The 10,987-nt window shown below is 69.6% G+C and carries 12 protein-coding genes; 3 read left to right on the forward strand and 9 right to left on the reverse strand.

Annotated features, from left to right (window positions below):
• The 9 genes from Taqua_RS07315 to Taqua_RS07355 form a co-directional block, all read right to left on the reverse strand.
• On the reverse strand, positions 1-126 hold a 126-nt coding region (locus tag Taqua_RS07315; RefSeq protein ID WP_236640437.1), incomplete at its 3' end, for a GTP-binding protein.
• A gap of 122 nt (positions 127-248) precedes the next feature.
• Complete coding sequence (gene fusA / locus Taqua_RS07320; protein WP_144326080.1) at positions 249-2,351, reverse strand: elongation factor G; 2,103 nt, start codon at positions 2,349-2,351, stop codon at positions 249-251.
• 104 nt (positions 2,352-2,455) lie between these two features.
• On the reverse strand, positions 2,456-2,926 hold the full coding sequence (gene rpsG / locus Taqua_RS07325) for a 30S ribosomal protein S7 (protein WP_132963231.1): 471 nt from the start codon (positions 2,924-2,926) through the stop codon (positions 2,456-2,458).
• 203 nt (positions 2,927-3,129) lie between these two features.
• On the reverse strand, positions 3,130-3,507 hold the full coding sequence (gene rpsL, locus Taqua_RS07330; RefSeq protein ID WP_132963230.1) for a 30S ribosomal protein S12: 378 nt from the start codon (positions 3,505-3,507) through the stop codon (positions 3,130-3,132).
• Between the two features lie 115 nt (positions 3,508-3,622).
• Positions 3,623-4,813 carry a D-alanyl-D-alanine carboxypeptidase family protein gene (locus tag Taqua_RS07335; RefSeq protein ID WP_425472588.1) on the reverse strand — a complete coding sequence of 397 codons (1,191 nt, stop codon included), beginning with the start codon at positions 4,811-4,813 and terminating at the stop codon, positions 3,623-3,625.
• 70 nt (positions 4,814-4,883) lie between these two features.
• Complete coding sequence (locus tag Taqua_RS07340; protein ID WP_144326082.1) at positions 4,884-5,513, reverse strand: alpha/beta hydrolase; 630 nt, start codon at positions 5,511-5,513, stop codon at positions 4,884-4,886.
• Between the two features lie 11 nt (positions 5,514-5,524).
• Positions 5,525-5,869 (reverse strand): (2Fe-2S) ferredoxin domain-containing protein, encoded by a 345-nt coding sequence (locus Taqua_RS07345; RefSeq protein WP_132963227.1) that lies wholly within the window; start codon positions 5,867-5,869, stop codon positions 5,525-5,527.
• A complete protein-coding gene (locus Taqua_RS07350) occupies positions 5,866-7,008 on the reverse strand; it encodes a VanZ family protein (RefSeq protein ID WP_246094656.1) in 1,143 nt (380 codons plus the stop codon). Before Taqua_RS07350 ends, Taqua_RS07345 begins: the two co-directional genes overlap by 4 nt.
• 28 nt (positions 7,009-7,036) lie before the next feature.
• Entirely contained in the window at positions 7,037-7,465 is a 429-nt protein-coding gene (locus Taqua_RS07355; RefSeq protein ID WP_144326084.1) for a CopD family protein, read from the reverse strand.
• Between the two features lie 59 nt (positions 7,466-7,524).
• Here Taqua_RS07355 and Taqua_RS07360 point away from each other — a divergent pair, with 59 nt between their 5' ends.
• From Taqua_RS07360 to glcF, 3 genes are all read left to right on the forward strand, one after another.
• Entirely contained in the window at positions 7,525-8,457 is a 933-nt protein-coding gene (locus tag Taqua_RS07360) for an SMP-30/gluconolactonase/LRE family protein (RefSeq protein WP_144326085.1), read from the forward strand.
• Positions 8,458-8,542: 85 nt separating this feature from the next.
• Positions 8,543-9,688, forward strand: coding sequence for a glycolate oxidase subunit GlcE (gene glcE, locus Taqua_RS07365; RefSeq protein WP_144326086.1), 1,146 nt, complete (start codon positions 8,543-8,545; stop codon positions 9,686-9,688).
• 8 nt (positions 9,689-9,696) lie between these two features.
• Positions 9,697-10,968, forward strand: a complete 1,272-nt coding sequence (gene glcF / locus Taqua_RS07370) for a glycolate oxidase subunit GlcF (protein WP_144326087.1) — start codon at positions 9,697-9,699, stop codon at positions 10,966-10,968.
• Positions 10,969-10,987 lie beyond the last annotated feature (19 nt).

Here is a 10,987-nt window from a genome sequence, read left to right on the forward strand (position 1 = left end):
ACCACCAAACTTGGACGCCAGCACCGTCGTGATGGCCGCCGTCAGCGTCGTCTTGCCGTGGTCCACGTGACCAATCGTGCCCACGTTGACGTGCGGCTTGGTCCGCTCGAATTTTTCCTTTGCCATGGCTGCAATCCTCGTGCAATCAAAGAACGTTCGCCCGTGCCTTGGTTAACGTCTGCCGCACGGGCCGGCCACGGGCAGCCGGCCCCCGCGCCGACGCGGCGCGGCAGACGGAGAACAACGCGTTACTTGGCGCGCGCGGCGATGATCTGCTCTTGGATGTTGCGCGGCGCTTCGGCGTAGTGCTTGAACTCCATCGTGTAGGTCGCGCGGCCCTGCGACATCGAGCGCAGCGTCGTCGAGTAGCCAAACATCTCGGACAGCGGCACCTCGGCGCGGATGACCTTGCCGCCGCCGGGCAGGTCGTCCATACCCTGCACCATGCCGCGGCGGGACGAGAGGTCGCCCATCACGTTGCCGGCGTATTCCTCGGGCGTTTCGACCTCGACGGCCATCATCGGCTCCAGGATCACCGGGTTGGCCTTGCGGCAGCCTTCCTTGAAGCCGAAGATGGCGGCCATCTTGAAGGCCTGCTCCGACGAGTCCACCTCGTGGTACGAACCGAAGTGCAGCGTGACCTTGACGTCGACCACCGGGTAGCCGGCCAGCACGCCAGTCTGCATGGCTTCTTCGACGCCTTTTTGCACGGCCGGGATGTACTCGCGCGGTACCACGCCACCCTTGATGGCGTCGATGAATTCGAAGCCCTTGCCGGGCTCGTTGGGCTCGATCTTGAACACCACGTGGCCGTACTGCCCCTTACCGCCGGACTGGCGCACGAACTTGCCTTCGGCCTCTTCGACGGTGGAGCGGATGGTTTCGCGGTAGGCCACCTGCGGCTTGCCGACGTTGGCCTCGACGCCAAACTCGCGCTTCATGCGGTCGACGATGATTTCCAGGTGCAGCTCGCCCATGCCGGCGATGATGGTCTGGCCGGACTCTTCGTCGGTGTACACACGCAGCGACGGGTCTTCGGCGGCCAGACGGCTCAGCGCGATGCCCATCTTTTCCTGGTCGGCCTTGGCCTTGGGCTCCACCGCCTGGGCGATCACCGGCTCGGGGAAGACCATCTTTTCCAGCACGATCGGCGCGGCCGGGTCGCACAGGGTTTCACCGGTGGTGACTTCCTTCAGGCCCACGCACGCCGCGATGTCGCCAGCGCGGATCTCTTCGATTTCCTGGCGGTGGTTGGCGTGCATCTGTACGATACGGCCGATGCGCTCCTTTTTGCCCTTGACCGAGTTGTAGACGGTGTCGCCCTTTTTGAGCACGCCCGAGTACACGCGCACGAAGGTCAACTGGCCCACGTACGGGTCGCTCATCAGCTTGAACGCCAGCGCGGCCAGCTTTTCGTCGTCGTCGGCGCGGCGCGTGGCTTCGTTGCCGTTTTCGTCGGTGCCCTTGACCGGCGGGATGTCCACCGGCGACGGCAGGAACTGGATGACGGCGTCCAGCATGCGCTGCACGCCCTTGTTGCGGAACGCCGTGCCGCACAGCATCGGCTGGATTTCCACCGCGATGGTGCGCTGGCGCAGACCGGCGATGATTTCCTCTTCGGTCAGCTCACCGGTTTCGAGGTATTTGTTCATCAGCTCTTCGCTGGCCTCGGCGGCGGCTTCGACCATCTTTTCGCGCCATTCGTTGGCCTGGTCAACGAGGTCGGCCGGGATGTCGCGGTACTCGAACTTCATGCCCTGAGAGGCCTCGTCCCAGATGATGGCCTTCATCTTGATGAGGTCCACCACGCCCTGGAAGTTGTCCTCGGCGCCTATGGGGATCACCACCGGCACGGGGTTGCCCTTGAGGCGGGTCTTGATCTGCTCGTAGACCTTGAAGAAGTTGGCGCCGACGCGGTCCATCTTGTTGACGAACGCCAGCCGCGGCACGCGGTACTTGTTGGCCTGGCGCCACACGGTTTCGGACTGCGGCTGCACGCCACCGACCGCGCAGTACACCATGCAGGCGCCGTCGAGCACGCGCATGGAGCGCTCCACCTCGATGGTGAAGTCCACGTGGCCCGGGGTGTCGATGATGTTGAAGCGGTGCTCGGGGTAGTTGAGGTCCATGCCGCGCCAGTAGCAGGTGGTGGCGGCGGACGTGATGGTGATGCCGCGCTCTTGCTCCTGCTCCATCCAGTCCATGGTGGCGGCGCCATCGTGCACCTCACCGAGCTTGTGGTTCACGCCGGTGTAGAACAGGATGCGCTCGGTCGTGGTGGTCTTGCCGGCGTCGATGTGCGCCGAAATGCCGATGTTGCGGTAACGCTCGATGGGCGTTGTACGTGCCATGAGAATGCTCCAAATTAGGACGGACAAAGCCCGCCCACCGGGATGACAGGGGTGGCGGCGGGCTTCGCTGGGGCCGCGGCTGCGCGGTGCGGGCGCGGCGCGCGTCAGAAGCGGAAGTGACTGAAGGCCTTGTTGGCCTCGGCCATGCGGTGCACTTCGTCGCGCTTCTTCATCGCACCGCCACGGCCTTCGGTGGCCTCGATCAGCTCGTTGGCCAGACGCAGCGCCATCGATTTTTCGCTGCGCTTGCGCGCGGCTTGCTTGATCCAGCGCATCGCCAAGGCCTGCCGACGCACCGGACGCACTTCCACCGGCACCTGGTAGTTGGCGCCACCGACGCGGCGGCTTTTAACCTCGACGATGGGCTTGACGTTGTTGATGGCGGTGGCGAAGATTTCCAGCGGGTCTTTGCCGGTCTTCTTCTCGATGTGCTCCAACGCACCGTACACGATGCGCTCGGCCACCGCCTTTTTGCCGCTCTCCATGATGACGTTCATGAACTTGGAAAGCTCGACGTTGCCGTACTTGGGGTCTGGCAGGATTTCGCGTTTAGGGACTTCGCGACGACGTGGCATGACTGTGATTCCTTTCTTGCTTCAGTTGGCGGCCTAGTACGGCCAGCCGCGAGAACCCACCCTTGGGGCCTCACTTACTCGACCTCCTCAAACTGCCGATGCAGCTTGCGGGGCCACACTGCCGAAACGCCGGCCAACGACGGGCATTTCGACACCGAGGTTGGATCGCCGCGCGCTGGGGCGCAACAGCCACCGCGCCAACGTCAGGCCTTCTTGGGCCGCTTGGCGCCGTACTTGGAGCGGCCCTGCTTGCGGTCTTTGACGCCTTGCAGGTCCAGCGAGCCGCGCACGATGTGGTAGCGCACGCCGGGCAAGTCCTTGACCCGGCCGCCGCGCACCAGCACGACGCTGTGCTCTTGCAGGTTGTGGCCTTCACCGCCGATGTACGAGATGACCTCGAACCCGTTGGTCAGGCGCACCTTGGCCACCTTTCGCAGCGCCGAGTTGGGCTTTTTCGGCGTGGTGGTGTAGACACGGGTGCACACGCCCCGGCGCTGGGGGCAGTTTTGCATCGCCGGGCTCTTGGACTTGGCCTTCTCAGCCGTCCGCCCGTGGCGCACGAGTTGGTTGATGGTTGGCATATCGTCCCTAAACGCGAAAGCAATAGATGAACCTTTCGGACAACTCCGAAAAGCCCTCAATGGTAGCACGGCAAGCCGCCGCAGGCAAGGGCCGCGCGTGCCAGTGGGCCGGTCGTCAGCGAATCCACAGCCGCAGCGCACCCCACAGCCGGCCAAACCAGCCGGCTTCCTCCACCGTGGTCAGCACCTGCAACGGCACGTCGGCCAGCGGCTCGCCGGCGGCCGACAGCACGCGCAGCGTGCCTAGCGGTTGGCCCGCTTGCAGCGGCGCCACCAGCGGATCCGGGCGCAGCAGCTCGGTGCGCAAGCCCTTGGCCTGGCCCGCCGGCACGGCCACCACGACCCCGCCGGGGCGCCCGAGCGCGACGCTGCTTTGCTTGCCCTTCCACACCGGCGGGGTGGCCACCGGCTGGCCTGGGGCGCTGAGGCGCACCGCCTCGAACGCGGTGTAGCCCCAATTGAGCAGCTTTTGGCTTTCCACCGCGCGGGCGTTCTCGCTGGCCGCGCCCAGCACCACGCTGAGCAGGCGCCGCTGCCCCGCCGGCCCTTCACCCCACCCCGGCACCGGGCGGCGCGCGGTGGCCACCAGGCAGTAGCCGGCGGTCGAGGTGTGGCCAGTCTTGAGGCCGTCGACCGTCGGGTCGCGAAACAGCAGCAGGTTGCGGTTGGTGTCGTTGGCCGCCGGGGTGCCAGGGTAGCGGTAGCGCTGGATCGCGTAGTACCCCACGTATTCGGGAAAGTCACGCAGCAGCCGTGTGGCCAGGGTGGCCAGGTCGCGCGCCGTGGTCAGGTGCCCCGGTGCCGGCAGGCCTTCGGGGTTGTGGTAGGTGGTGCGCGTCATGCCCAGCCGCCTAGCTTGCTGGTTCATCAGCTCGACGAAGCGCTCCACCGAGCCAGCCACCCCCTCGGCCAGCGCCACCGTGGCGTCGTTGCCGGATTGCACGATCATGCCTTTGAGCAGGTCTTCCACCGGCACCTGCATGCGCGGCTCGATGAACATGCGCGAGCCAGGCATCTTCCACGCCCGCTCGCTCACCGGCAGCGTTTGCTGCAGCGTCAAACGGCCAGCCTTGAGCGCGTCGAACACCAAGTAGGCGGTCATCAGCTTGGTCAGCGAAGCCGGCTCCACCGGTTCGTCCGGGTCTTTGGCCGCCAACACCTGGTCGGCCGTGACGTCGTACAGCAGCCACGCCCGCGCGGCGATGTCGGGCGGCTGCGGCGCCTGCGCCCACACCGCGCGCGGCAAGCCCACCGCCAGCAGCGCCGCCCCCAGCAACAGCGCCACCCCCAACACGCGTGTCCTCACACGGCACGCCTGCCACGACGCGCGCCACCCCAACCACCACGATAACAATGACATGGCAATCCAACCCTCTTCAGGCCAGCGCCCGCAGGTGCTGCATGACCAGCCGCTTCAGCAACGGCAGGCGCCCGTGGAAAAAGTGCTCGCCGCCGCTGACCACCGTCACCGGCATCCCCTGGGGCCGCGCCCAGTCGAGCACGGCCGCCAGCGGCACGGTGTCGTCGAGCTCGCCATGAACGATCAGCGTGCGCGCAGCAAGTTCCTCGCCCAGCGCGGGCATGGGGTAGCGGCTGGCGGCTGGCCCGACCAGCACAAGCGCCTGCAGCGGCCGCTCGGTCGCCAGCGCGGCCGCGACCCGCGCCGCCATCGCGCCGCCAAACGAAAACCCCGCCAGCACCAACGGTCCCGACGCCGCGCAAGCCTGCACCACCGCGCGCAAGTCGTCTTGCTCGCCCACGCCGTGGTCGTGCTGCCCGCCGCTGGCCCCCACGCCACGAAAGTTGAACCGCACCGCCTGCCAGCCTTCGGCCACGCAGGCGCGCGCCAGCGTTTGCACGACCTTGTTGTGCATCGTGCCGCCGAACAGCGGGTGCGGGTGGGCGACCACCGCCACCCCACGCGCCGCCCCGGGCGGGTGGTCGATGGCAAGTTCCAGCGGGCCGGCGGGGCCGGCCACCTGCCGGGCTTCGGTGTGGGCATTCATCGTCGGCTGACTCAGCGCCCGACGTCGGGCGGCAGACGCAGCCGCTCGACCACCACCCCGTCGCGCAGGTGCGACGTGACGATCTCGTCGATATCGCTGGCGTCCACGTAGGTGTACCACACGCCTTCGGGGTAGACCACCGCCACCGGCCCGCCGGCGCAGCGGTCCAGGCAGCCGGCCTTGTTGACCCGCACCTGCCCGGGGCCGGCCAATCCGAGCGCCTTGACACGCGCCTTGCAGTGCTCGAACGCCTGCTGGGCACCGTGTTGGGCGCAGCAGGCCTGCCCGCCGTCGCGCTCGTTGAGGCAAAAAAAGATATGGTGCCGGTAGTAGCCCGGCGGGGTTGCAGCGCTCATGGCTGACGATTGTAGGTGGACGGCGCTGGCAGCAGCGCCAGCCGCGCCGCCACCCACACCGCCAGCACGGGCCACGCCCAGCCCCACCATCGCAACAGCCCGTGCAGGTGCACGTAGCGCGCATCACGCCACGGGCGTAACCACTCGGCCAGGTACGCTGGCTCGGCCACCCGGTTGAGCTGCACCAGCAACGCCGTGGCCATCAGAACACAGCCCAACGCCGCCACCCGCCCACCCAGCGGCAGCGTCAGCACGGCCAGTCCCGCGGCCAACGCCAACCCCAGTCGCACGGGGGCGGTCAGCCAGGCGCTGGCGTGCGCCGCCCCCAGCGCCAGCACCGCCATCAACGTACCCAGCGCCAGCGCCATCACGCCCAACGCCAACGCCCACACCGCCCGCTGCCAGCGCCGGCGCACGCTGGCGTAGCCCAGCAGCAACGGCACGCCCAGCGCCAGCGCCACCAGCAGGGCTTCGCCCAGCGGGCTGGCGGCGGCGTCCACCGGCGGCGGCAGCCAACCCTGCCACGGGGTGTCCTGCAGCAGGTCGCGCAGGGCGGCCTGCACCGCCGGCCCGAAGTGGCCGATGCCAAACGGCACCGGGGTCGGCGCCAGCACGGCCGCGGGCCACAGCAACAGCAGCGCCCAGGCCGCCTGCGCGCCCGGACGCTGCCAGTCGCGGCGAAACTGCGCCCACGGCACCAGCCAGCGCTCCCGCAACAGCCAGGCGGCCACTGTGGCCCCCAGCAGCGCGCCGGCCGCGTTGAGCGCCGCGTCGGCCTGCGACGGCACCCGTCGGGGCAGGTAGGTTTGCGCTGCCTCCAAACCCAGCGCCAGCAGCGTCGGGATCAACACCCCGCCCCACCACGCCAGCCGCGGCGCGCCGCTGCGCGCCAGCGCCACCGTCGTCAGCCACCCCAGCGGAAGGTAGCCAACCAGGTTGCTGACGACGTCGAACGCCGTCCAGTAGCGCGGCCACGGGGCCACCAAAAACGCCCATGAGGCCACGCCCTGGTCGCGCCAGCCTTCGAACGGGTACAGGCTCGCGTACAGCACCAGCAACGCGTAGCCAAGCAGCAGCGGCCACGCCAGCGAACGGTGCGGCACGGCCTCGGGCGACGGCATGGCCGGGCGTGGGCGCATCACCGCCGGACCTTTCCGATGCCGCGCGTCAGAACGGCTTGACCACCACCAACGCCACCGCCAGCACCATCAGCAGCACCGGCAACTCGTTGAACCAGCGGTACCACACGTGGCTGCGGCGGTTGCGCCCCTGCTCGAAGGCCCGCAGCAACCGTGCGCATGCGTGGTGGTAGCCCAGCAGCAACAGCACCACCGCCATCTTGGCGTGCAGCCAGCCGTTGCCAGGGCCTTGCCCGATGCCGTAACCCAGCCACAACCACAGACCAAGCCCAAGAGCCGGCACGGCCAGCAGCGTCATGAAGCGCAGCAGCTTGCGTGCCATCAGCAACAGCCGTTCGCGCTCGGCGGCGCTGTCGGGCGGCACCAGCGCCAGGTTGACAAAAATGCGCGGCAGGTAAAACAACCCCGCAAACCAACTGGCAATAAAGACGATATGAAAGGTTTTGACCCACAGCATGGCGTGCAAGTGTAGGGCAGGGGCTGACCGTGGGCGGTCATTCGGCCTAAGATAGCCTCATGAGCACTGCGCCCACACCCCATGCCACCGACGGCTGGACGGTGCTGACCGAGCCGCTGACGGCTTGGGGCACGGCGCCGGTTTGGCGTGGCATCGAAGACCGTTTGTACTGGCTCGACACCAGCATCGGTCGGGTGTGGCGGCTGCACGTGCCCAGCGGGCGCACCGAATCATGGGACTTGCCGCAGCCAGCCAGCGCCCTCATCCCCACCCGCCAGGGTGGATGGGTGTTGGTGCTGCGCGACGGCATCCACCACGCCACGCAGTGGCGCATGCCGACGCAGCGGCTGGTACAGGCACCGTTCGACACCCGGCTGCAGCGCTTTGCCGCCGCCCAGTGTGACCCCTGGGGGCGGCTGTGGATCGGCACCCAGGGCGAAAGCACGGTGCTGGGCACCGGCGGCGCCCTGTACTGCCTGCGCCCACGCGACCGCGTGCACCCGGAGCTGGCGCTGGCCCGCGCGGGTGTCGGTACCACCGACGGGCTGGCCTTCGGCACCGATGGGCGCATGCTGTACCGCTGCGACATGGCGGCAGCGGCGCTGCATGCCCTGCCGCTGACCAGCGCTGGCCACTGGCCGGTGCAACTCGGCATGCCGCTGCCTTTTTGGCGCCCTGGCGCCGGTCAGCCGATGCCGGGCCGCCCCAGCGCGGTGGCGGTCGACAGCACCGGGCGCTGCTGGGTGGCGCTGCACGAGGGCGCGCGCGTCGTTTGCCTGAGCCCCAGCGGGCAGTTGGTGGCGGAGCTGCCGCTGCCGGCGTGCTGCCCGACCGGTCTGTGCTTTGGGGGGCGGGACCTGCGTACGCTGTTCGTCACCACCTCCCGGCAGCACCGCTCGGCGGAGGAGCTCGCCAGCCACCCCGCCAGCGGGGCGGTGCTGGCCCACCCGGTGACGATCCCCGGTCTGCCGCCGGCGACGTACTGGGACTGATGCACGGCTCGGCAGCAACCCGGTTCACAGCAGAGCGTCAAAATCTTCACGCCGGGCGCAACGCACGCCGGCTACGATAGCGCGCATGGTCGAACCCGCACCCCCCAGCCCGCAGGTGGCCGCCGACGTGGTGGCCGATTGGGCGCACACGATACGCACAACCGCCGCCCAGGGTGGCCGGCTGGCCATCCGCGGCGGTGGCAGCAAGGCCTTTTACGGCGAACCCTGGGCGGCTGACGTGGCCGTGCTGGACACGCGCGCGCTCAGCGGTGTGGTGCTGTACGAGCCGACCGAGCTCGTCGTGCGGGCCTTTGGCGGCACGCCGCTGGCCGCGCTGGAGGACCTGCTGCACGCCCACGGCCAATGCCTGCCGTTCGAGCCACCCCACTTCGGCCCCGACGCCACCGTGGGCGGCATGGTGGCAGCGGGCCTGGCCGGGCCGGCACGCATGGCCGCCGGCGGCGTGCGCGACTGCGTGCTGGGCGTGCGCCTGCTCAATGGCCGCGGCGAGGACCTGTACTTCGGCGGCGAGGTGATGAAAAACGTCGCCGGCTACGACATCAGCCGTGCGCTGGCCGGCAGCCTGGGGGCACTCGGGGTGGTGGTGGAGGTCGCCCTCAAGGTGCTGCCGCGCGCTGCGGGCGAATGCACGCTGCGTCTGCCGCTGCCGCTGGCCGATGCGCTGCAGCGGCTGGCCCAGTGGCGCGCGCAGCCGCTGCCGCTCAACGCCAGCGCCTGGCTGCCCGACGGTGACGGTGCGCTGTGGCTGCGGCTGCGCGGCGCCCGGGCAGCCGTCGACGCCGCGTGCCAGCGCTTGTTGGGCGAGTTGCCCGACGGCGCCGTCGTCGAGCCCGACGACGCGCAAGCGCTGTGGCACGGCCTGCGCGAGCACACCCACCCCTGGCTGGCCACGGCCCCCAGCCCGGCGCACGGGCTGTGGCGGCTGGCCGTGCCCCCCACCACCCCCGCGTGGCCGACGTGGCCGGCGACGTTGGTCGAGTGGATGGGGGCGCAGCGCTGGGTGTGGGCGCCGCTGGCCGAGGGCGATGGCCTGCGCACGCTGGCGCAGCAAGCCGGCGGCCACGCCACGCTGTTTCGCCCGCCTGCCGCCACACCCGACGCCGCGCCGCGCTTCAGCGCGCCCGAGCCGACGCTGGCTGCGCTGCAGCAGCGCGTGCGCGCCGCGTTCGACCCCCAACAGGTTTTTGCGCACCGTTTGCGCTTGGTTTGAGGGTACCGATGCAAACCCGCCTGGCTCCCGAATTCGCCGGCACACCCGACGGTGCGCTGGCCGACGCGATTTTGCGCCGCTGTGTGCATTGCGGTTTTTGCACCGCCACCTGCCCCACCTACCAGGTGCTGGGTGACGAGCTCGATGGCCCGCGTGGGCGCATCTACCTAATCAAGCAGATGCTCGAAGGCGCGCCGGTGACGCGCGCCACCCAGCAGCACCTGGACCGCTGCCTGACCTGCCGCAACTGCGAAACCACCTGCCCCAGCGGCGTGGCCTACGGGCATTTGCTCGACATCGGGCGCAAGGTGGCCGAGCAGCGCGTGCCCCGGCCCTGGCCCGAGCGCGCGCTGCGCTGGCTGCTGCGCGAAGGCTTGACCTCACCGCTGTTTGCGCCGGCGTTGCGCGTGGGGCAATGGCTGCGCCCCTGGTTGCCGGCGCCGCTGCGCGCCAAAGTGCCGGCACGCCAGCAGCCCGGGGCCTGGCCCCGCACGGCACACACGCGCCGCGTGCTGTTGCTGGCGGGCTGCGTGCAGCCGGCCATGGCGCCCAACATCAACGCCGCCACCGCGCGCGTGCTGGACGCCGCCGGCATGCAAGCCATCGTGGCCCCCAAGGCCGGCTGCTGCGGCGCGCTGCGGTTCCACCTCAACGACCAGCTCGGCGCGCTGGCCGAGATGCGCGCCAACATCGACGCTTGGTGGCCCCACATCGAACCCACCGATGGCAGCCCGCCCGTGCAGGCCATCGTCATCAACGCCTCCGGCTGCGGCGTCACGGTCAAAGACTATGCGCACCAACTGCGCCACGACCCCGCCTACGCCGCCAAGGCCGAGCGCGTCAGCGCGCTGGCCCGCGACGTCAGCGAGCTGCTGCCCGAACTGCTGCCCGCCTGGCAGCAGCGCTTGGGCACGCAGGGGCTGCCAGCGGGCGTGCCGCGCCAACTCGCCTACCACCCCCCATGTACGCTGCAACACGGCATGCGGCTGCGCGGTGGCGTGGAGCAGGCCCTGCGCACGCTGGGCTTCGAGGTGCAACTGCCTGCCGAAAGCCACCTGTGCTGCGGCTCGGCCGGCACCTACAGCGTGCTGCAGCCCCAGTTGGCCGACACCTTGCGCGCGCGCAAGCTGCAACACCTGCACGCCGCTGGGACGCCCCAGGCGATTGTGTCGGCCAACATCGGTTGCATCACGCACCTGCAGGCGGGCACGGCGTTGCCGGTGCGCCACTGGGTGGAGGTGGTCGACCAAGCCCTGCAGGCAACAGCCCCTCCCGCCTGACGTGCGCGGCGCCCCGGGC

This window comes from Tepidimonas aquatica (assembly GCF_007556585.1).
GTDB lineage: Bacteria > Pseudomonadota > Gammaproteobacteria > Burkholderiales > Burkholderiaceae_C > Tepidimonas > Tepidimonas aquatica.

Excerpts from the sequence above, each read along its gene's own strand:
- glcE (WP_144326086.1), top strand. The coding sequence starts at position 8,543 with ATGGTCGAACCCGCACCCCCCAGCCCGCAGGTGGCCGCCGACGTGGTG.
- Taqua_RS07360 (WP_144326085.1), top strand. The coding sequence starts at position 7,525 with ATGAGCACTGCGCCCACACCCCATGCCACCGACGGCTGGACGGTGCTG.
- Taqua_RS07355 (WP_144326084.1), bottom strand. The coding sequence starts at position 7,465 with ATGCTGTGGGTCAAAACCTTTCATATCGTCTTTATTGCCAGTTGGTTT.
- Taqua_RS07345 (WP_132963227.1), bottom strand. The coding sequence starts at position 5,869 with ATGAGCGCTGCAACCCCGCCGGGCTACTACCGGCACCATATCTTTTTT.
- fusA (WP_144326080.1), bottom strand. The coding sequence starts at position 2,351 with ATGGCACGTACAACGCCCATCGAGCGTTACCGCAACATCGGCATTTCG.
- Taqua_RS07340 (WP_144326082.1), bottom strand. The coding sequence starts at position 5,513 with ATGAATGCCCACACCGAAGCCCGGCAGGTGGCCGGCCCCGCCGGCCCG.
- rpsL (WP_132963230.1), bottom strand. The coding sequence starts at position 3,507 with ATGCCAACCATCAACCAACTCGTGCGCCACGGGCGGACGGCTGAGAAG.
- glcF (WP_144326087.1), top strand. The coding sequence starts at position 9,697 with ATGCAAACCCGCCTGGCTCCCGAATTCGCCGGCACACCCGACGGTGCG.
- rpsG (WP_132963231.1), bottom strand. The coding sequence starts at position 2,926 with ATGCCACGTCGTCGCGAAGTCCCTAAACGCGAAATCCTGCCAGACCCC.
- Taqua_RS07350 (WP_246094656.1), bottom strand. The coding sequence starts at position 7,008 with ATGCGCCCACGCCCGGCCATGCCGTCGCCCGAGGCCGTGCCGCACCGT.